This window comes from Micromonospora sonchi, assembly GCF_014646235.1.
Classification (GTDB): domain Bacteria; phylum Actinomycetota; class Actinomycetes; order Mycobacteriales; family Micromonosporaceae; genus Micromonospora; species Micromonospora sonchi.
Map to the genome: position 1 here is coordinate 123,734 of NZ_BMNB01000001.1, position 20,778 is coordinate 144,511.

Consider the following 20,778-nt stretch of genomic DNA (forward strand, 5'->3'; position numbering starts at 1 on the left):
CGACGGAGAGGAGAGCACCATGACCACCCACGGCCACGCGACCGCGCCGCCGGCCACGACCGTTGGCCGCTCGGGCGGCAGCGCTTCGAACGCCGACAGCGGTACGGCCGACGGGCGGCTGGCCTGGGCGGACGTCGCCAAAGGCGGCTGCATCGTGCTGGTCCTGCTCTGGCACGTGATCATGAAGAACTATCTCCAGCTCGACTGGCGGCTGGACGTGCCGGTGGCGGGCGTCTGGGGGACGCTGGGCGACCTGCTGCTGCCGATGCGGATGCCGCTGTTCTTCACCATCTCCGGGATGTTCGCGGCGGCCGCCGTGCATCGGCCGTGGCGGTCGGTCGGCCGGCCCCGGGTCGCCCGCCTGCTCTACCTGTACGGCGTCTGGCTGCTGATCCACACCGCCGTGCTGGCCCTCGCCCCGGACTTCCCGACCGATCGGGCGACCGGCCCGGGCGAGCTGCTGGTCCAGCTGACCGTCACCCCGTCCAACCTCTGGTACCTGTACGCGCTGGCGCTCTACTTCGCCCTGGCCAGGACGCTGCGCCGGGTCCACCCGGTGGTGCTGCTGGTCGCTGCGGGTGTGCTCAACGCCGTGGCGTCGGCCGGGCTGCTCGACACTCCCGGCAACCGGGCGGGGCTCTACCAGAACCTGGTGTTCTTCCTCGCCGGCCTGCACCTGCGGCGGTACGTCGAGCGCTGGGCACGAGCGGTGAAGCTCCGGCACCTACTGCTCGCGGCGGTCGCGTACGCCGTGGTGCTGGTGGCCGTGACGGCGAGCGGTACCGGCCGGCTGCCCGGGGTGGGGCCGCTGGTGTCGGTGGTCGCCGTCGCGTTCGGGATCGCTGTCGCGGTCCGGCTCGCGCGCCGGCCCACGATCGGCCAGCCCCTCGCCGCCCTCGGTCGTCAGACGCTGCCCATCTACGTGATCCACATGCCGGTGCTGGCACTGCTGCACCGGCTGGTCGCCGACCCGATCGCCAACCTGAGCGACCCCGCCCGGTTGGCGCTCTCCCTCGGCTATCCGTTCTCACTCACCGTCCTGGTGCTGGCGCTCAGCCTGGGCGTGCACCGGGTGCTGCTGGCGGTTCGGGCGGGGTGGCTGTTCGACCTGCCCAAGGGGCGTACCGCCATCCGCCCGGACGACGCACCGCCGAACGACTCGACGAAGGAGACGACATGTCCCGCACGGATCCACCCGGATCGACCGGCGCAGAGGTCGATGTGACCGCGGCTGCGCGATGGCTCGACGGCCGGGTCCTGCGTACCCCGCTGCTGCGCTCCCCGGCGATCGACCGGCTGGCCGGTGCCCGGGTGCTGATGAAGGCGGAGAACCTGCAGACCGGCGGTTCGTACAAGATGCGCGGCGGACTGTACGCGGTCGGCCGGATCGCCGCGGCCGGACACCGCGGGGTGGTCGCGCAGAGCACCGGAAACCACGCGGTGGCGGTGGCGCTGGCGGCCCGGGGGTACGCACTGACCGCCACCGTCGTGCTGCCGGTCGACGCGGCACTGACCAAGGTCGCCCGAGTCCGGGCGGCGGGCGCCCGGGTGGTCCTGGCCGGCACCACGGTCGCCGAGCGGTTGGCCGTGGTCAGCCGGATCAGTGACGAGACCGGCCACCCGGTCGTCGACGCGTACGACCACCCGGACGTGGTCGCCGGGCAGGGCAGCGCCAGCCTTGAGCTGATCGAGGACGCGGAGCAGGCCGGCAGCCCGGTGGATGTGCTGGTGCTGCCGGTCGGCGGGGGCGGCGGCGTGGCCGGTGCCTGCCTGGCCGCGGCCAGCCGGCCGATCGAGGTGTACGGGGTGGAACCGGTCGGCTGCGACTCGCTGGCCCGCAGCCTGGCCGCCGGTCGACCGACCCCGGTCCCGCCGGCCCCGACGATCGCCGACGGCCTTCGGCCGGCCTGCGTGGGTGAGCTGCCCTTCGCCATCGTCCGGGACCGCCTGCGCGGGGTGATCCGGGTGGCGGAGAAGGAGATCGCCGACGCGTTCCAGCTGCTCCTGCTGGAGTTGAAGGTGCTGGTCGAACCGTCCGGCGCGGCCGGCCTGGCCGGCGCACTGCGACTCGCGGCCGGCGATCCGTCGAGCCCGGTCGACGGCGGGCGGCAGCGCACGGTCGGCGTGGTGCTGACCGGCGGAAACGTGGATGCGGAACTGGTCGCCCGGTTGGCGGCCGCCGCCCGGAACAGGGAAGAGGTGGCAGCGTGAGCGCGAGTCGAACGAACGACCCAGCGTCGTGGGGCGAGGGTGGCCGGAGTGGGCCGCTCCGGGTCGGCGTACTGTTCGGCGGCCCGTCAGCGGAGCACGAGGTCTCCTGCGCCTCGGCGCTCGGGGTGGCTCGGGCGTTGGCCGGGAACGGGTACCACGTGGTGGCCATCGGCATCACCCGCGACCGTGAGCTGCGGCTCGTCCCGGACGCGGTGCTGACCCGGCTCCTCGACGGCACCGTGCCGAAGCGGGCCATCGACGACCGGCTGGTGGTGACCGGGCCGAACGTGGAGCTGCGGGCCGCCCGACGGTCGTCGACCGCGCTGGTCACCGCCGTCGACGGGCCCGGCGCGGTGCACGCCGAGCTGGACGTGGTCTTTCCGGTGCTGCACGGCCCGTTCGGGGAGGACGGGGTGGTGCAGGGACTGCTCGAATCCCTCGGCGTGCCGTACGTGGGGTGCGGCATCCTCGCCTCGGCCGTCGGGATGGACAAGGTGGCGATGAAGCGGGCGCTGCGGGCCGAGGGGGTGCCGATCACACCGTACGTCTGGTTCGACGCGCAGACCTACCGGGCCGGCGAGGACCCGGAGAAGCTGGTGGTGGGGCTGCGCCGGCCGCTGTTCGTCAAGCCGGCCCGGATGGGCTCCTCGATCGGCATCACCCGGGTGGCTGACGGTGACGACCTGGCGGCGGCGGTCGACGAGGCGCTGCGGCACGACGACCTGGTCGTGGTGGAGCAGGGGGTGACCGGCCGGGAGTTGGAGTGCGGGGTGCTCGGCGGCGTCGACCTGCAGGCGTCGGCGGTCGGCGAGGTCCAGGTCACCGGGGGCTGGTTCGACTACCGGCAGAAGTATCTGGGCGACGCCGATCCGATGGTGGTGCCGGCCCTGCTGCCGGACGAGGTGGCCGAGCGGATCCGGGAGCTGTCGGTACGCGCGTTCGTGGCCATCGGCGGCTGGGGACTGGCCCGGGTCGACTTCCTGTACGACGAGACGGCCAACGAGCTGTACGTCAACGAGCTGAACACCATGCCGGGCTTCACCGCGCACTCGATGTACCCGAAGGTGTGGGCGGCGGCCGGCATCGGTTACCGCGAGCTGGTGGACCGGCTGGTCGCGTTGGCCTTCGCCCGGCACACCGATCGTCCGACCGCCAGGGGAGCCGGCGATGATCCTGCTCAGTGACCCGCGCGTCGCGGCGGTACCCGGTGCCGACGACGGGGAACCCCTGGTGGACCTGCGCGAGGTGCCCGGGTTGCGGTTGGACGAGCGCGCCGCCGACCCGGCCGGGGCGTACGCGCGACTGCGCCGGGGGGTGGTGGAGCGGTTGCTGGCCGCGCAGCGCGCCCTCCCCGACGGCCTGCGCCTGCTGGTCATCGAGGGGTATCGGCCGTACCAGGCGCAGCTGGACATCTTCACCGGCTACCGGGACGAGCTGCGCCGCCGCCACCCGGACTGGTCGCCGGAACGGGTGTACCGGGAGACCACCAAGTTCGTCTCGCCGGTCGAGGTGGCGCCGCACAGCACCGGCGGAGCGGTGGATCTGACGCTCTGCACCCGCGACGGTGCCGAACTGGACATGGGGACCGTCGTGGACGCCACCCCCGAGGCCAGCCGGAACGCCTGCTTCACCGCCGCGTCGTCGATCTCCACCCTGGCCCGCCGGCACCGGCGGATCCTGGTGACCGCGCTGACCGGCGCGGGCCTGGTGAACTATCCGACCGAGTGGTGGCACTGGTCCTACGGCGACCGGTACTGGGCGTTGCTCACCGGTGCGCCGCAGACCCGCTACGGACCGCTATCGCATTCCCGCCTGTCAACTTCGCGGTGAGTCTAGGCTGCGGGACGTGCAGCCCACGCCGTTCTTCGTCGCCGGTCGTCCCACCCACGGCGCCGACGAGGTGACCGTCCACCACCCGTACGACGGTCGCCCGGTCGGCCGTACCACCCTCCCCACCGCAGCCCAGGTCGAGGCGGCCGTGGCGGCGGCGGCCGAGGTGGCCGGGACGGCGGTCGCGCTGCCCGCCCACGCCCGCGCGGCGGCCCTGGACCACGTCTCGGGCCGCCTCGCCGAGCGGGCCGAGGAGGTCGCCGCCCTGATCACCGCCGAGAACGGCAAACCGGTCAAGTGGGCGCGGGCCGAGGTGGGTCGGGCGGTCTCCACCTTCCGATGGGCGGCCGAGGAGGCGCGGCGCTTCTCCGGCGAGCTGCAACGGCTCGACACCGACCCCGCCGCCACCGGCCGGATCGCCCTGGTCCGGCGGGTACCCAAGGGCCCCGTGCTGGGCATCACGCCGTTCAACTTCCCGCTGAACCTGGTCGCCCACAAGGTCGCGCCGGCGATCGCGGTCGGCGCGCCCATCGTCGTGAAGCCGGCGCCGGCCACCCCGCTGTCGGCGCTGCTGCTCGGCGAGATCCTGGCCGAGACCGAACTGCCCGAGGGAATGTTCTCGGTGCTGCCGCTGCCCAACGAGCGCGCCGCCGAACTGGTCACCGATCCCCGGCTGCCGGTGGTCTCGTTCACCGGCTCCGGGCCGGTCGGCGCGGCCATCCGCAGATCGGCGCCGGAGAAACACGTGACGCTGGAGTTGGGCGGCAACGCGGCGGCGCTGATCTGCGAGGACTGGGCAGGCGACGAGGATCTGACCTTCGCGGCGCACCGGATCGCCACCTTCGCCAACTACCAGGCCGGGCAGTCCTGCATCGCCGTGCAGCGGGTCTACGTGCACGAGTGGCTCTACGACGGGTTCCTGCCCCGGCTGGTCGCGGCCGTACGGGAACTGCGCACCGGCGACCCGACCGACCCGCTGACCGACGTCGGCCCGCTGGTCTCCATCGACGCCGCGCGTCGGGTGGAAGCCTGGGTGGACGAGGCGGTCGCGGCCGGCGCCACCGTCGAGACCGGCGGCCTTCGGGACGGCGCGACCTATCCGCCGACGGTCCTCAGTGGGGTGCCGAAGGACGCGAAGGTCTGCGCCGAGGAGGTCTTCGGTCCGGTGCTCGTCGTGGACCGGGTGGAGAACGACCCCGCCGGCTTCGCCGCCGTCAACGACTCGGCGTACGGCCTCCAGGCCGGCGTCTTCACCCACCGCCTCGACGTGGCTTTCGCCGCGGCCCGGACCCTGGAGGTGGGCGGGGTGATCGTCGGCGACGTGCCGTCGTACCGCGCCGACCAGATGCCGTACGGCGGAATGAAGGGCAGCGGCGTGGGCCGCGAGGGCCTACGCAGCGCCATGGACGACTACACCCACCCCCGCGTAACCGTCCTCACCGGCGTGCAGGTGTAAGGAAGGGCCCCTTTTTAACGCCTGGTGCATAGGAAGGGCCCCTTTTTAACCGCCTGGCCCGCCGGTGTTCTGGTCTTGTGGGGGCGGTGTGCTGAAGGGGTCGGGTTGGGTTGGGGGCCTGTCGAGCTGAGGGCGTGAACGGATCGCGGTGATCGGCGGCGGGTGGGTGTGTCATGACGGTGACCGGGGGCAGCCGTTCGGCCCAGCGGTGGTGAGAGCAAAGACGGATCAGCTCGACAGCGGCCGACAGTGACATCGGTTGGGCCTGGCGTGCCGGCGGCGGGCCGAGGTCGGCCTCACAGCGCCGGCCGCAGCCCCCGCGATCACCGGCGAACTTCTGGCAACCCGCTCGACAGCTGGAGGCGGTTCACCAGGTGCCGTCGTCGCGTACCCGGGCCGGGGCGCGACCGAGCAGCAGAGTGGTGAGCGCCTCGTCGATGTCCGCCCCGAGGAACCACTCGCCGGCCTGATCCAACGCGAAGATCCGGCCCTGCTCGTCCACGGCGATGATGCTGTGCTGGTTTTCGGTGCCGATCGGGAACAGCCGCGCCCCGATCACCGCCGCGAAGTCGGCGAGCGTATCGGCGGTGTGGGCAACCTGACGGGGTCGGATGTCGAAGCGCGAAATCCACACCTGCTCACCCGGGCCGAGTCGGGCTCCGACCAGGCTCGGGAAAGCAGTGAGGGTGGACGCCACGGCGGGGAAGACCGAGTGTTCGTTAGCCCTGCTGCGCACTGCGCTGACGTCGCGGATAGCTGACATCGCTACGACTTCATCCCCGAAGTGGGGACGCCACCCGGCCGCGACGAGCGAGTTCGCTACATCGGGCGAAAAACGGTCCGGCTCCGGGGCAGCAGCCGGTTCGGGATACCACGGTGCCGTCCAGCCGCGCTCGGACCACGGCAGCACGTTGAAGTGGACGAGGAAGTTGATGCAGGAGTCGCAGGAGCGTTCGGCGCGCCCACCGGCGGGATCGCCGGGCTCGCGAACGAAGTGGCACTCGAGGCGTGCACCGTTGAGTAAGGCTGCTGCGTCGCCGGTACTCATCGGGGCGATGCCCTCGGCGGCCCGGCGCTGGTCGTACTCGTACAGGACGTCGGAAACGACGATCAACTCGGCGTGCCGGTCGCCGCCGCGGACCAGATGCCCCGGAGACAGCCCGTCGAGGTACGCGCGGACCAGCGGATGATGATTGAGTTCCACGTCGCCCTTGGCTCCGTGCGCGGTGAAGATCCGCCCCTCGATGGTCAGGTGCGCCGCCGTCGTGGGAGTGGCAGCTCGACGGATTTCCCGCAGCAGTTGGCTGGCTGGATCCACAGTGCGTGGGACCCGCGGCCCGGTGCGTCGGCTGCGGCGAAAGAGTTGCTCGACCACGTCGGGTGGGACCCGGGGCCAGGTGCTCACCTCGCCGGTTTCCTTGTCGACCACCGTGGTCGGCAGGTCACCGGGGAGCGTTCTGACCTGTGTGGACAGTGTCGAGGTGATGACGTATCCGAGATCGAATTCCGTCACGAGCGGGCGACATTCGTGACCCAGGCGCAGTGAGTCACGACGGGCCCACACCGCCGCGATCTGCTCGGCCTGTTCGCGGTCAATCACAACCGGAAACCTACCGGACAACGCGAATCCGTGGCAGCCGGTATGGTTTGCTTTACCGACGGTGACGAGAGGTGTGGCGTTGACCGACAACGTGGACCGTGCAGCCAATCGCGCTCTGCGCGCCCGGTTCGACGAGGTGTTCGGGCAGTACCAGCAGCTCCGGTCCGGTCTGGACGAACTGCGGACCCGGCTCGCCGAACTGCGGGTGACCGAGCGTTCCGACGACGGGCAGGTCACCGCGACCGTCAACGCCCGAGGCGAGCTGATATCGGTTGATCTGGCGCCCTCGATTTATCGGGCTCGCGACGCCGGAGGGCTGAGTGCGAAGATCACTGCCACGGTACGCCGGGCCAGTGCCGCCGCGACGACGGCGACCCAGGAACTCGTGGCGGGCTACCTGCCTGCCGACTCCGGCACGGCCGACTACCTGCGTACCGGTGACTTCGGCGCCCTGCTCGGCCGGGCCGACTCGGTCCTGCGTCGGAGCGAATGATGGCGGGGCAGCTCTGGCTCGATCCGGCGCGAGCCCGGCGTGCCGGCGGGGACCTGGCCCGCGCCGGTGAAGCGGTGACCGGGGAGCGCGCGGAGATCGGGGCAGCGATAGCGGCCGCGAGCGCGCGGCGGCCCTGGGGCCGCGACGACATCGGCGCCGCGTTCGAGCAGCAGTACCGCGGCTACGAGGAGATGATGCTGCGGGTCTGGGCGGGAGTGGGCCGGAGGCTGACCGAGTTGGGCTCCGACGTGCTCCGGTCCGTGGAGGCCAACCTGGAGACGGACGCGGCCAGCGCCGGCCGGTTCGAACGGGTGACCGAGACCCGCCCCCCGCGCTGATACCGGAACGGGAGATCGTCGATGACCCTGTTGCCGAGCCCGATCCCGCATCCGCTGGACTACTCGCCCTGGGATCTGCCCGGCTGGATGTACGAGGCCCTCGACTGGGTGGTCGGCGTGGAGTGGCCGGAGGGCGACGAACGCGCCGTCTGGGATCTGGCCGACCAGTGGTACGCGGTGGCCGGGGTTCTCTCCGGCCCGCAGACGGACGCGATCACCGCCGCCACCGAGGTGTTTCAGGGGTACGGCGCGGTGGGCGCGGTCGCGGCTGCGTTCGACACGGCGTGGCGACGGGTGGCCGAGGGCGTTGAGGCCCCGCTGCCGGTGTTGCTCGCCGTCACCGGGGATCTGGGCCGGGTCGTCGAGGAGTGCGGCTGCGACATCGAGGGAGCCAAGCTCGAAGTCTGGATCGAGCTGGGCATCCTGGTGATCGAACTGCTGGGGCTGGCGGTTGCGGCGGTGCTCACCGCCGGGGCTGCCTCGCCGGCCGCCGCCGGGGCGATCGCCGCGACCCGGTTTCTGGTGCAGCAGATCTTCCGGCGGCTGCTGGCTCAGCTGGCTCGTAAGACCCTCAAGCAGGGCCTCAAGGAGGCCGGCGAACGGGCGGCGAAGCAGGTGGCCCGGGAGGGCGTGCGCGGCTTGGCACGCCGGGCCGCCCGAGAAGGGCTGGAGGAGGCGGCCGAGGAGGCGGGCGTCAGCCTGGCCACCCAGGCGTACCAGAACTCGACCGGGCGCCGGCACGGTCTGGACGTCACCGATCTGGCTACCAACGCGATCGGCGGTCTGGCCGGCGGCGCGGCGGCGCCGCTGGCCGGCCTCGGCCGGCATGCCACCGGGAGGGTGGCCCGAATGGCCGAGCATGTCGGCCGGGAGATGACCGGCGAGATGATCGCCGATCAGGCGGCCAGCCTCGCCACCGGGCAGGGGCTGACGTCCCTGGAAGACGCCGCGAGGGCGGCCGCATCTGGTGCTCGTGGCTCGGCCACCGCCCAGACCGATCACGCCCTGCAGGCGCGACTCAACGGTCAGCTGAGCGCCCTGTCCGGTCCGTCTCTTCCGCCGCTGACACTGCCTGGGCCGGCTTCCCCCGAGCTACCGCTCGGCTCCGCCGCACTGACACATCCGTCTGCGGTTGGCTCGACGGGAGAGGCTCTGGTCCCTACCCAGCGGATCCCGGTCGAGTCGCTGTCCGCTGGTCCGTCCGGTGCCTCTGTGCTGCCAGGCGGGCCCTCGTCGGGTCCGGACGGCGGTGTCGTCCCGATCCCATCCGCCGAGCCGTCCCAGGCTGCGGGAGCGTCATATCACGCCAGTCCCGTCCAGGACGGAACACCGGACCGCCCGACGGAGTCGGCTCAGCGGCCGGAGACGCACCAGCCGATCCGCGAGGCCCCGATCATTGAGGCACCACGCGTAGCCGAGGTCACCAGCACACCTACTGCCGTGATCCCGTCCACGATGGTCCCGGCGGAAGGGCCGATCGGCCCGTCGGGCCCGACGTTATCCACGGCCGCTCCGCCGTTGACCACGCCGGCTCCCGTTCCGGGCGCCGTCACCGCTGCGGAGATGACCGGCACGGGCGCAGTTGGCGGTAGTGCGGCCACCTCGACTGGCCCGGCCCATGCGACCAGCCCGACGACAACGACCAGCATCGGCGGGCCAGCGACTGCGCAGGGCCCGGCGGCAGTCGGATCGGCGGTGCACCCGTTGCCGGACACGCTGACGGCAGCGAGATCGACGGAGGTCAACCAGCCCGTCGGAGCGTCGCCTCGGCCGGAGTCGCCTGCGCCGTCACGGTCCGTGCTGGTCGAAGCACTCGCCCCGAACTCTGAGGTGGCGAACTCTCCGGCGCGCGCCACCCAGCCGACCTCGCCGCCGGGGCCCGATGATCAAAACGGTGGCAGTTGGGCCGCCGAGCAGGAGGCCCTCGAACGGCGCCGCTATCAGGGCTACTACGAGTCGCAGCGGGTTCACTATGAGGAGACTCGCCGGTTGCGTGAGGTTGCTCGACTCAGAAACCAGGCGGGGGAGCACTACCAACGGGCGGGTGACTTCGCGGCGTACGCGCGACAGCTCCATCAGGCGGGTCACCGTAGCGCGTCGGCGGGCTGGCAGCGGGCGGCTGACGAGGAGACCCGTGCGTACGGCGAGTGTCTGGATCTGGCCGAGGCGGTTCTGGACGGTTCCGTCGTTCCCGAGGTGGTGGCCGTCGACCAGCCGGAGGACTTCCACCGGATCAACGATGACGTTGGTGATCTCGCGTCTGGCGGGATCGGGACCGCGGACCGCTCGGCGCTGACCGGCGACGATGATCCGCCGCCGATCGACCGGTCCCGTCGGTACGGCCAGCCCGGCGGGCTGCGTCCGCCGCTCGCCCTGCACCAGTTGGACGTGGAGCGGCAGGTGCCCCGGGACGCGGCCGGCGAGGTGGTGCGTACGGCGGATCCCCGGGTGGGCGACTGGTTCGGGCTGGTGAACGACGGGGGGCCGCAGGCGGACCCGACGCGGGGCATCAACTGCCTGGACTGCACGCTCTCGCTCTTCGACACCTGGGTGCATGGCCGTCCCCGGGTGGCGGCGCCGCGCACCTTCGACGCGTACCAGGCCGGTGACGTCAACCGGCCGCTCAACGGCGAGCACGACGGCACCGCGCGGGTGGAGGACGTCACCGGGGGGCGCTTCCAGCGACTCTGTGACGGCACTGCCATCACCCCGGCTGAAAAGCAGCGGGCACTGGACACGGGGTACCGCAACTTGCACGACCAACTCCTGCTGGGTGGCCACGGCAGTTTCGCCTTCGTCGTCAACCATCTGGAGCGGGGCGGTGCGCACATCTGGGTGGCGCTGAACCAGAACGGCACCGTGCTCTACGTCGATCCGCAGATCGGGCTGGTCAGCGATGGGCCGCTGTACCGGCACCACGGGGCCGCATACCCGTTCAACGCCCTCGACGCGGACGTGCTGGTGCTCGACGGCACCGCCCGGCCGATGCCGCTGGCCGGGTTGCGGCGGGGTCTTTACAGCCGGCGACCGGACCTGCCGGACTATCCGCCCGCCGAGGAGTATCAGGGGTACGGGGAGCCGTACCTCAACCACATGCACCTGCTCGGCGGTTCAGGGTAGGCACCCGCCGAAGCCGGTCAGTCCGACGCAACGAGGACGGCTGTCGGGGTGGCGCCGCGCACATGCGGGATGCTCGATGACCAACCGGGGTCGGGTCCCGGTAGTAGCCTGACCGGCGATTCCCCGCCAGGGGGAGGAACGGTGGGTGATCATGTCGGTACGTCGCCATGCGGCGCGGCTCGCGACGGTCTGCGTACTGCTGGGCGGCCTGGTGTCACTCGGTGGTGCGCCTGCTCATGCCGACGAGGATCGGGTGCGGGTGCGCTCGAAGGGCAGCTTCACCGCCGGCCGTTCCGCCGAGGACGTCCGCCTGGAGGTGCGCAAGCGGACGAAGGGTTGTGTGCGGGTGCGCGGCGCGCTGGGCCTGAGCCTGCCCGGCCTCCGGCCCGACCAGGTCGCGGTGCAGGCACAGGTGGACCGCGATTGGGTGACCGTGCCGGTCAGCGGCGGTGACGGCCTGGTGACCACCGCGCCGGTGGCGCCGGCCAAGGACGAACTGTGCAAGGGCAAGAGCGCCACGATCCGGTACCGCGTCGCCTTCGGCGCCGACGCGCCCGGCGGACGGCTGATCGTGACGGGCGAGGCGGTCACGGCGCGGGGTGCCCTGCTGGGCCGGGCTGCGGCCGAGTCCAGGGTGGCCGGCGGCCGGGTCGCTCCGTCGCCGAGCCCCAGCCCCAGTCCCAGCCCGAGCGAGAGTGCGGAGGTCGCCGAGGAACCGCCCGTCGCGATCACGCCGACGGTGGCGCTCGCCGCGGACAACCCCGGCGAACCGGCGCAGGCGGTCGACGGATCCTCCGGCGGGTCACCGGTGATGTATGTCGGGATCGCCATGGTGGCCGCGGGTGCCCTGCTCATCGGGTTGCTGGTGCACCGGTCACGCAAGGACCGGAGCCGGCGCGGCGAGCACGACGGCGTCCCCCTGCCGCGCAACCCGGGTGGCACCACCTACCGCTCCACGCGCGGCTCCGGTGCCGCGCCGACCCCGTCCGGTCCGGGCAGCCCGCCGGTGCCGCCCGGACGCGGAGCCGTGCCGCCGGCCGCACCCGGCCAGGTGTACGGGGCGAGTCGCCCCGCCCAGCCTCGGGTCTACGGGGGCACGCCCGCGGCCCGGCCGTCCGGCGGCCTGTACGGTGCGCGTCCGGCCAACCCGGGCGAGCAGACCCAGGCGATGCCGCCGGAGGCCACCGCCGTTCCGCCGACCGCTGCCTCGCCCGACCCGGCCGGGCCTGGGGTGTCGCCGGGACGACCGGATGCGCCGCTGGCGGCCACCGGAGAGGACGACGAGCCGAGGTACGGACGCGGGCTCCCCGGCTGAGCCGGGTCGCGGGTGGTGCCTCCGATACGCTCAGCTTCGTTGACGACCTGCTGCCGAGGAGTGGAACCGGTGTCTGATCTGTCCCAGATCGTTAAGGCGTACGACGTCCGTGGGACGGTGCCGGACCAGTGGGACGAGCGTGTCGCCGGGGCGCTGGGCAGCGCCTTCGCGCAGATGCTCGACGCCACCGGCGAGCCGGGGAAGGCGGTGCTGATCGGGCACGACATGCGGGCGTCCGGGCCGGGGCTGGCGGGCGCCTTCGCGGCCGGTCTCCGTGCCGAGGGCCGTCCGGTGATCGAGATCGGGCTCGCCTCGACCGACATGATCTACTACGCCTCCGGCTCGCTCGGGCTGCCCGGGGCGATGTTCACCGCCAGCCACAACCCGGCGCAGTACAACGGCATCAAGATGTGCCACGCCGGTGCCCGCCCGGTCGGGCAGGACAGCGGGCTCGCCGAGGTCCGCGACCGGGCGCAGGCCCTGCTGGACAAGGACGAGCCGCTCGGCGAGCCGGCCGCGTCGACCGAGCGGCGCGACCTGCTGACGGACTACGCGGCACACCTTCGCACCCTGGTGGACCTCTCCGGCATCCGGCCGTTGACGGTGGTGGTCGACGCGGGCAACGGCATGGGCGGGCACACCGTGCCCAGCGTGCTCGGTGACGCCGTCCTGCCGGCCCTGCCGCTGCGGATCGTGCCGTTGTACTTCGAGTTGGACGGCACGTTCCCCAATCACGAGGCCAACCCGCTGGACCCGGCCAACCTGGTCGACCTGCAACGCGCCGTGGTGGCGCACGGCGCGGACATCGGGCTGGCGTTCGACGGCGACGCCGACCGTTGTTTCGTGGTCGACGAGCGCGGTGAACCGGTCTCGCCGTCGGCGATCACCGCGCTGGTGGCGGCCCGCGAGTTGGCCAAGCATCCCGGCTCGACGGTGATCCACAACCTGATCACGTCGAACGCGGTGCCGGAGATCATCCGCGAGCACGGCGGCGAGCCGGTGGTGGCCCGGGTGGGCCACTCGTTCATCAAGGCCGAGATGGCCCGTACCAACGCGATCTTCGGTGGCGAGCACTCGGCCCACTACTACTTCCGGGACTTCTGGTTCGCCGACACCGGCATGCTGGCCGCGATGCACACCCTGGCGGCGCTCGGCGAGCAGTCGTTGCCGCTGTCCACGCTGGCAGCCGAGTACGAGCGGTACGTCGCCTCGGGTGAGATCAACTCTACGGTGGCGGATCAGGCGGCCACGATGGTCGAGGTGCGGGCCGCGTACCCGGACGCCGCAGCCGACGAGATGGACGGGCTCACCCTGCGCTTTTCCGACGGTGCGTGGTTCAACCTGCGCGCCTCGAACACCGAGCCGCTGCTGCGACTCAACGTCGAGGCACCGACTACCGAGCGGATGACTTCGCTGCGCGACGAGGTGCTCGACCGGGTTCGCCGATAGGATCGCTCGCGCCGATCGGCACCGTCGATCGGTCAAGCCGCATACGTGGAAGGAGCCGCGCAGTGGCCCTCGACCCGCAGTTGCTGGAAATTCTCGCCTGCCCGGACACACACCATGCGCCGCTCGACTACGACGCGCAGGCCCAGACGCTGACCTGCACCGAGTGCGGCCGAATCTTCGAGGTCCGCGACGACGTGCCGGTGTTGCTGCTGGACGAGGCCCGCGGCCCCGCGGAGTCGTCGTGATCGACGGAACGGCCGGCGTCAGCGGCCACCGCCACGCCGACGACCAGCTGCTCGACGACCCGCAGACGTTGGCCGAGCGAGATCCGGGCGGCATGCTGCGGCACACCGCCTCGGCCGGCGCCCAGGTTCGCGAATCCGCTGCGTTGGCCGCCGAGGCGAACCTGTCTGTGCTCGGTGGCGAGGGCCGCCCCCGGGCGGTGGTCATCGCTGGGATCGGCACCGCCGGACGTACCGGTGACGTGCTGGCCACGGTCGCCGGGCCGCGTTGCCCGGTGCCGGTCATCCCGCACCGCAGCGCGGGGGTGCCCGGCTGGGTCGGCGCGGCCGACGTGGTGATCGCGGTCAGCGCCTCGGGTCGCAGTCCGGAGGCGCTGGGCGCCGCCGAGGCCGCACACCGGCGGGGGGCCCGGCTGGTCGCGGTGGGCCCGGCGGACTCGCAGCTCCAGTCGATGGCCGATCGGGCCCGCGCCCCCTTCATCCCGGTGCCCCGGCGGGCCCCGGCGCGGGCCAGTCTCTGGGCGCTGACCGTGCCGGTCCTGCTCGCCGCCCGGGCGCTCGGCCTGGTGAAGGTCAACGAGGCGGATCTTGCGGAGACGGCGGCCCGGCTGGACGCCGAAGCCGATCGCTGTCGTCCGAGCGCCGAGTCGTTCGTCAATCCGGCGAAGTCCCTCGCGCTGGGCCTGGCCGGGTCGATCCCGATCGTGTGGGGTTCGTCGCCGCTGGCTGCGGTCGCCGCCCGCCGGTTCGGCGACACCCTGTCGGCCAACGCCCGCTACCCGGTGGTCACCGGGGCACTCGGTGAGGCCGGTCGGGGACGGGTCGGTCTGCTGGACGGCGTCTTCGGCGGTCTGGCCGAGGGAGAGCGGAACATCTTCGCCGATCCGGATGAGTCAGCGGGCGAGGAGAGCCGGCTGCGGCTGGTGTTGCTGCGCGACGGCGGCCTCAACGCCGAGGACGACGCCGACGAGCCCCTCGCGGTCGAGGAGCGGCGCGCCGACGCGGTGCAGACCCTCGCCGAGCGGCGCGGCGTACGGTGTGACGTGGTCACCGCCGAGGGCGGTTCGGCGCTGGAACGGCTGGCCTCACTGGTGGCGGTCCCGGACTTCGCGTCGATCTATCTGGCGCTGGCGCACGGCCTGGATCCGATGGCCGTGCCGGCGATCACGGAGATGAAGGAGCTGGCCAACCAGTGACCTGCGGAGCGGCGGCGTGAGCGCTCAGGGCGGCACCCGGGCGATCATCGCCGCCTTGCTGGCCAACTTCGGCATCGCCGTGACGAAGTTCGTCGCGTACCTGTTGACGAGCTCGTCGTCGATGCTGGCCGAGTCGATCCACTCGGTCGCCGACACGGGCAACCAGGCCCTGCTGCTGTTGGGCGGTCGGCGGGCCAGGCGGGCGGCCACCCCGCAGCACCCCTTCGGCTACGGCCGCGAGCGGTACGTCTACGCCTTCATCGTGGCGATCGTGTTGTTCAGCCTCGGTGGGCTCTTCGCGCTCTACGAGGCGTGGCACAAGTGGGCCGACCGGCACGGGATCACCAGCTGGCAGTGGGTGCCGGTGACGGTCCTGGTGGTGGCGATCGTGCTGGAGTCGTTCTCCTTCCGTACCGCGATCAGGGAGTCCAACCTGGTCCGGGGCCGCGAGTCCTGGATCAGGTTCATCCGCCGGGCCAAGGCCCCGGAACTGCCGGTGGTGCTGCTGGAGGACTTCGGCGCCCTGGTCGGTCTGGTCTTCGCCCTGTTCGGGGTGGGGATGACGCTGGCCACCGGCGACGGCCGGTGGGACGCGGCGGGCACCGCGATGATCGGGGTGCTGCTGGTGACGATCGCGATCGTGCTCGCCGTGGAGACGAAGAGCCTGCTGCTCGGCGAGGGGGCCGAACCGGCCGAGGTCGCCGCCATCGAGCGGGCGGTCGCCGCCGGCCCCGAGGTCGAGCGGATCATCCACATGAAGACGCTCTACCTGGGCCCGGAGGAGCTGCTGGTGGCCGCGAAGATCGTGGTGCCGCGCTGCGAGAGCGCCGAGGACGTGGCCCGGGACATCGACGCGGTCGAGGCGCGGATCCGCGCCGCCCTGCCGGTCGCCCGGATCATCTACCTGGAACCGGACATCTACCATGCCGAAGTCGGGCCGGCGGAGGCGTCCGGCCGACGGGAGAACTGACGTGGAAGCGCTGTACGGGCCGATCAAGGACTACGCCTGGGGGTCCCGTTCGGCGATCGCCGAGTTGCAGGGGCGGCCGGTGCCCAGCGACGGGCCGGAAGCCGAACTCTGGCTGGGGTCACACCCGGGCGCGCCGGCCGTCGTCGAGCGCGACGGGCTGCGGGTCGCGTTGACCGAGGTGATCGCCGCCGATCCGGACGGCTGGCTCGGCCGGCGGGTGATCGACAGGTTCGGCTCGCGGTTGCCGTTCCTGCTCAAGGTGCTGGCCGCGGAGGCCCCGCTGAGCCTGCAGGCCCACCCCGACGCCGCGCAGGCCCGGGCCGGTTACGCGGCGGACCAGGCCCGGACCACGGGGCACCGTAACTACGTCGACCCGTTCCACAAGCCCGAGCTGCTGGTGGCGCTCGGGCCGATGGAGGCGCTCTGCGGGTTCCGGGATCCGGCCATCTCGGCAGCGGTGCTCGCCGGGTTCGGCGTACCGGAGCTGGGGCCGGTGCTCGACGCGCTGGGTGCCGGGCCGGCAGGGTTGGCCGAGGCCGTACGGCTGCTGCTGACCTGGCCGGCGGCGGAGCGTGCCGGGCTGGTCGCGGCGGTACGGGCGGCGGCGGTCGCCGGGCCGGACGCGGAACTGGTGGCGCTGCTGGCCGAGGCGTACCCGGCCGATCCGGGGGTGCTCGTCGCGTTGCTGCTCAACCGGGTGCGGTTGGCCCCGGGCGAGGCGATCTGGATGCCGGCCGGAAACCTGCACGCGTACCTGCGGGGTACCGGCGTCGAGGTGATGGCGGCCAGCGACAACGTGCTGCGCGGGGGGTTGACGCCGAAGCGGGTGGACGTGCCCGAACTGCTCCGGGTGCTCCGCTTCGAGGTGCTCGACCAGCCGGTGATGCCGCCCCGGCAGGCGGCCGGCGGGGTGGTGACGTGGCCGGTGCCGGTGGAGGACTTCGCCCTGCACCGGGTGACGGTGGCGGACGATCGGCCCAAGGTGACGCTGGCGGTGCCGGGGCCACGGGTGGTGCTCTGCACGTCCGGAGGGGTCACCGTGGACGACGGCGTCGGTTCGGTGACGCTCACCATGGGGCATACCGCGGTCGGGTCGGCGGACGCCGGCTCGCTGACGGTGACGGGCACGGGGACGGCGTACGTCGCCACCAGCGGCCTGAGCTGAGCCGGCACGATGGCACATTCCGCGACATCACGGCACGCCGACAAGTCCGACTTCTCCGGAATAGCTTGACTCGTCCCTAGCCCCGTGTGACTCTATGAGTGCGCAGCGTTGTCGCGACGAAATGTCCGAGAACGTGCGGGGGAACCAAACCGGGGGGATGCACGGGGCGGGCGGAGATGGGCGGCACACGTCCACCACCGACCGCCCCGTGCGCTGTGCGTAACTGCCCCGCGCGCTCAACGGTCGCGCGCGTAAGGTGGATGGTCGTGCAGCACCATCGTCCGACAGGAGCTTTCATGACCAGCACCCTCCCGGCGTCCGTCAGCGGCGCGTCGTCCGAGGCCCGGCCGCGCACCCTCGCCGAGGGCGACTACAAGGTGGCGGATCTGTCGCTCGCCGAGTTCGGGCGCAAGGAGATCCGGCTCGCCGAACACGAGATGCCCGGGCTGATGGCGATCCGCCGCGAGTTCGCCGAGGCGCAACCCCTCGCCGGCGCGCGAATCACCGGGTCGCTGCACATGACCATCCAGACCGCCGTTCTGATCGAGACCCTCGTCGCGCTCGGCGCGCAGGTCCGCTGGGCGTCCTGCAACATCTTCTCCACCCAGGACCATGCCGCCGCCGCGATCGTCGTCGGCCCGCACGGCACCCCCGAGGCGCCTGCCGGCGTGCCGGTGTACGCCTGGAAGGGCGAGACGCTCGAGGAGTACTGGTGGTGCACCGAAATGGCTCTGACCTGGCCCGACGGCCCGGCTGGTGATGACGGGGGAGCCATCGGTGGCCCCAACATGATCCTCGACGACGGTGGCGACGCCACCCTGCTCGTGCACAAGGGTGCGGAGTTCGAGAAGGCCGGCGCGGTGCCGCCGGTCGAGTCCGCCGACTCCGAGGAGTACGCGGTCATCCTCGGACTGCTGCACCGCTCGCTGGCCGCCGACGGTCAGCGCTGGACCCGGATCGCCGCCGGCATCAAGGGCGTCACCGAGGAGACCACCACCGGCGTGCACCGCCTCTACGAGATGCACCGCAACGGCACCCTGCTCTTCCCGGCGATCAACGTCAACGACTCGGTGACCAAGAGCAAGTTCGACAACAAGTACGGCTGCCGGCACTCGTTGATCGACGGCATCAACCGAGCCACCGACGTGCTGATCGGCGGCAAGATGGCGGTCGTGCTCGGCTACGGCGACGTGGGCAAGGGCTGCGCCGAGTCGCTGCGCGGCCAGGGCGCCCGGGTGGTGGTGACCGAGGTCGACCCGATCTGCGCGTTGCAGGCCGCGATGGACGGCTACCAGGTCGCCACCCTGGACGACGTGGTCGAGCAGGCGGACATCTTCATCACCGCCACCGGCTGCTTCGACGTCATCACCAACGAGCACATGGCCCGGATGAAGCACCAGGCGATCGTCGGCAACATCGGTCACTTCGACAACGAGATCGACATGGCCGGCCTGGCCAAGCGTTCGGACGTCACCCGGGAGAACATCAAGCCGCAGGTCGACCTCTGGAAGTTCGACGACGGCCACGCGATCATCGTGCTCTCCGAGGGCCGTCTGCTGAACCTGGGCAACGCCACCGGTCACCCGAGCTTCGTGATGTCGAACTCGTTCGCCAACCAGACCATCGCCCAGATCGAGCTGTACGCCAAGACCGCCGAGTACCCGATCGGCGTGTACGTGCTCCCCAAGCACCTGGACGAGAAGGTCGCCCGGCTGCACCTGGATGCGCTCGGCGCCAAGCTGAGCACTCTCACCGAGACGCAGGCCGCCTACCTCGGCATCTCCCCGGAGGGCCCGTTCAAGCCGGACCACTACCGCTACTGACCGAGACCGCCGGACCGGGTCGACCCACTGTGCTGTCGGCCCGGTCCGGCGTGTCGCGGTCGCAATTGATCGACACCGTATCGACGAGATGGCGGTATCCCACGGGCCGTTTCACCGCAACTTCGCCGAAACGGAGTCGATCAATCAGGCGAGGGAGGCCGCAGTAAGGGCAGGGCGCGGGCTGCGGGGTGTCGGGGTGTTCGGGCCCGGTGGGCGACGCCGAGTTGCGGGATGTCGGGGTGCCCGGGCCGGTGAGGCTCTCCAACTGCGGTATGTGGGGGTGTCCGGGCTGGTTGAGGGCCCGAGTTGCGGTGGGCTGGTCGAGGGCCGGAGTTGCGGTGGGCTGGTTGAGGGCCGGAGTTGCGCGACGGCGCCGGGCGGGTGCGGAAAAGGGCGGTCAGCTCGGCCGGTCGTGGCGGCGGGGGCGGATCCAGGTCCAGACGCACCAGGCGAGCCAGGTCAACGAGACCAGCGCGGCCAGGGTGCGTAGCCGCAGCGCGCTGAGCAGCAGCACCACCGCCAGCACGGCCAGCCAAGGGCCGAAACCTCTCACCTCGACCTCCGATGATCCACCCACAGCCGGCCGGACGCACCTCGGGACCTGTCGTCCGGCGGGTGATCAGGCGTGTCGCTGCGGGGTACGGCGGGCGGGCCTGTTTCGGGCACGCGTACTCCTTGATGGTGGGGGCGGTGGCGCGCGGGGGCGCGGCCAGGAATCATGGTGACACGCGTGACCCGCCGGGTGGATTTCCCGCCGCCGGGCGGGCTCGCGATGGTGTCACCCAGCGGTGCCGGGCGCGACGAGCGTGGCGGCAGTAGCGTGCCGGGTGACGCCGACCCCCACCGAACTTTGACGGGATGGAAGCATTAACCCCATGAGAGCCCGGGTACTGGTGGTCGACGACGACCCCGCGCTCGCCGAGATGCTCGGCATCGTCCTGCGCAGCGAAGGTTTCATGCCGTCCTTCGTGGCGGACGGGGAACGGGCGCTGGCCGCGTTCCGCGACAACCGGCCCGACATCGTCCTGCTCGATCTGATGCTGCCCGGGATGAGCGGCATCGACGTGGCGCGGGCGATCCGGGCCGAATCGGGCGTGCCGATCGTCATGCTGACCGCCAAGAGCGACACCGTCGATGTCGTGCTCGGCCTCGAGTCTGGGGCCGACGACTACGTGGTGAAGCCGTTCAAGCCCAAGGAGCTGGTGGCCCGGATGCGGGCCCGACTGCGGCGGGGCGAGGACGCGGCGCCGGAACTGCTCACCATCGGCCCGCCCGGCAACCAGATCGCAATCGACGTGCCGGCGCACACCGTCAGCCGCAACGGCGAGGAGGTGAAGCTGACCCCGTTGGAGTTCGATCTGCTGGTCGCGTTGGCCCGCAAGCCGCGTCAGGTCTTCACCCGGGAGGTGCTGCTGGAGCAGGTGTGGGGGTACCGGCACGCGGCGGACACCCGGCTGGTGAACGTGCACGTGCAGCGGCTGCGCGCCAAGATCGAGCCGGATCCGGAGCGGCCGGAAATCATCCTCACCGTGCGGGGCGTGGGCTACAAGGCGGGCACCGGATAGCCTGG

Annotated in this window: 18 protein-coding genes; 16 read left to right on the forward strand and 2 right to left on the reverse strand. The window is 71.9% G+C overall.

The genetic code is table 11. The annotated features are described in order from the left end of the window. Positions 1-19 precede the first annotated feature (19 nt). From IEY61_RS30940 to IEY61_RS00590, 5 genes are read left to right on the forward strand one after another with little or no spacing between them, the layout of a single operon-like run. The gene (locus tag IEY61_RS30940; RefSeq protein ID WP_229705587.1) at positions 20-1,225 is read left to right on the forward strand and encodes an acyltransferase family protein; all 1,206 of its coding nucleotides are present in this window, start codon (positions 20-22) and stop codon (positions 1,223-1,225) included. Then, entirely contained in the window at positions 1,177-2,211 is a 1,035-nt protein-coding gene (locus IEY61_RS30945; RefSeq protein WP_229705588.1) for a threonine ammonia-lyase, read from the forward strand. The genes IEY61_RS30940 and IEY61_RS30945 overlap by 49 nt, the downstream gene beginning before the upstream one ends. After that, entirely contained in the window at positions 2,208-3,395 is a 1,188-nt protein-coding gene (locus IEY61_RS00580) for a D-alanine--D-alanine ligase family protein (RefSeq protein ID WP_189040221.1), read from the forward strand. Before IEY61_RS30945 ends, IEY61_RS00580 begins: the two co-directional genes overlap by 4 nt. Next, entirely contained in the window at positions 3,379-4,041 is a 663-nt protein-coding gene (locus IEY61_RS00585; protein ID WP_189040222.1) for a M15 family metallopeptidase, read from the forward strand. Before IEY61_RS00580 ends, IEY61_RS00585 begins: the two co-directional genes overlap by 17 nt. 16 nt (positions 4,042-4,057) lie before the next feature. Continuing rightward, entirely contained in the window at positions 4,058-5,497 is a 1,440-nt protein-coding gene (locus IEY61_RS00590; RefSeq protein WP_189040223.1) for an aldehyde dehydrogenase family protein, read from the forward strand. A gap of 367 nt (positions 5,498-5,864) precedes the next feature. Here IEY61_RS00590 and IEY61_RS00595 read toward each other — a convergent pair whose 3' ends face one another. Continuing rightward, positions 5,865-7,097: an SUKH-3 domain-containing protein gene (locus tag IEY61_RS00595; RefSeq protein WP_189040224.1), complete on the reverse strand. Its 1,233-nt coding sequence runs from the start codon at positions 7,095-7,097 to the stop codon at positions 5,865-5,867. A gap of 73 nt (positions 7,098-7,170) precedes the next feature. On the opposite strand from IEY61_RS00595, the gene IEY61_RS00600 reads away from it, so the two are divergent. The 10 genes from IEY61_RS00600 (at position 7,171) to ahcY (ending at position 19,208) form a co-directional block, all read left to right on the forward strand. Then, positions 7,171-7,590, forward strand: coding sequence for a YbaB/EbfC family nucleoid-associated protein (locus tag IEY61_RS00600; RefSeq protein ID WP_229705617.1), 420 nt, complete (start codon positions 7,171-7,173; stop codon positions 7,588-7,590). Then, positions 7,590-7,928, forward strand: coding sequence for a hypothetical protein (locus IEY61_RS00605; RefSeq protein WP_229705589.1), 339 nt, complete (start codon positions 7,590-7,592; stop codon positions 7,926-7,928). Before IEY61_RS00600 ends, IEY61_RS00605 begins: the two co-directional genes overlap by 1 nt. Positions 7,929-7,949: 21 nt before the next feature. Further along, positions 7,950-11,048, forward strand: a complete 3,099-nt coding sequence (locus IEY61_RS00610) for a toxin glutamine deamidase domain-containing protein (protein WP_189040227.1) — start codon at positions 7,950-7,952, stop codon at positions 11,046-11,048. Positions 11,049-11,199: 151 nt separating this feature from the next. After that, positions 11,200-12,363, forward strand: a complete 1,164-nt coding sequence (locus IEY61_RS00615) for a hypothetical protein (RefSeq protein ID WP_189040228.1) — start codon at positions 11,200-11,202, stop codon at positions 12,361-12,363. Between the two features lie 69 nt (positions 12,364-12,432). Further along, the gene (locus tag IEY61_RS00620) at positions 12,433-13,812 is read left to right on the forward strand and encodes a phosphomannomutase/phosphoglucomutase (RefSeq protein WP_189040229.1); all 1,380 of its coding nucleotides are present in this window, start codon (positions 12,433-12,435) and stop codon (positions 13,810-13,812) included. Between the two features lie 62 nt (positions 13,813-13,874). After that, positions 13,875-14,057: a Trm112 family protein gene (locus IEY61_RS00625; protein WP_189040230.1), complete on the forward strand. Its 183-nt coding sequence runs from the start codon at positions 13,875-13,877 to the stop codon at positions 14,055-14,057. Continuing rightward, positions 14,054-15,250, forward strand: coding sequence for an SIS domain-containing protein (locus tag IEY61_RS00630; RefSeq protein ID WP_189040231.1), 1,197 nt, complete (start codon positions 14,054-14,056; stop codon positions 15,248-15,250). Before IEY61_RS00625 ends, IEY61_RS00630 begins: the two co-directional genes overlap by 4 nt. A gap of 16 nt (positions 15,251-15,266) precedes the next feature. Further along, complete coding sequence (locus IEY61_RS00635) at positions 15,267-16,220, forward strand: cation diffusion facilitator family transporter (protein ID WP_189040232.1); 954 nt, start codon at positions 15,267-15,269, stop codon at positions 16,218-16,220. Between the two features lies 1 nt (position 16,221). Next, positions 16,222-17,385 (forward strand): mannose-6-phosphate isomerase, class I, encoded by a 1,164-nt coding sequence (manA, locus tag IEY61_RS00640; RefSeq protein WP_189040233.1) that lies wholly within the window; start codon positions 16,222-16,224, stop codon positions 17,383-17,385. A gap of 296 nt (positions 17,386-17,681) precedes the next feature. Then, positions 17,682-19,208, forward strand: coding sequence for an adenosylhomocysteinase (gene ahcY, locus IEY61_RS00645; RefSeq protein ID WP_189040234.1), 1,527 nt, complete (start codon positions 17,682-17,684; stop codon positions 19,206-19,208). A gap of 397 nt (positions 19,209-19,605) precedes the next feature. On the opposite strand, the gene IEY61_RS00650 is transcribed toward ahcY, so the two are convergent. Next, positions 19,606-19,761, reverse strand: a complete 156-nt coding sequence (locus IEY61_RS00650) for a hypothetical protein (RefSeq protein ID WP_189040235.1) — start codon at positions 19,759-19,761, stop codon at positions 19,606-19,608. Positions 19,762-20,083: 322 nt separating this feature from the next. Between IEY61_RS00650 and mtrA the strand changes: the two genes are divergently transcribed. After that, entirely contained in the window at positions 20,084-20,773 is a 690-nt protein-coding gene (mtrA, locus tag IEY61_RS00655; protein WP_013731734.1) for an MtrAB system response regulator MtrA, read from the forward strand. The last annotated feature ends 5 nt before the right edge of the window (positions 20,774-20,778 follow it).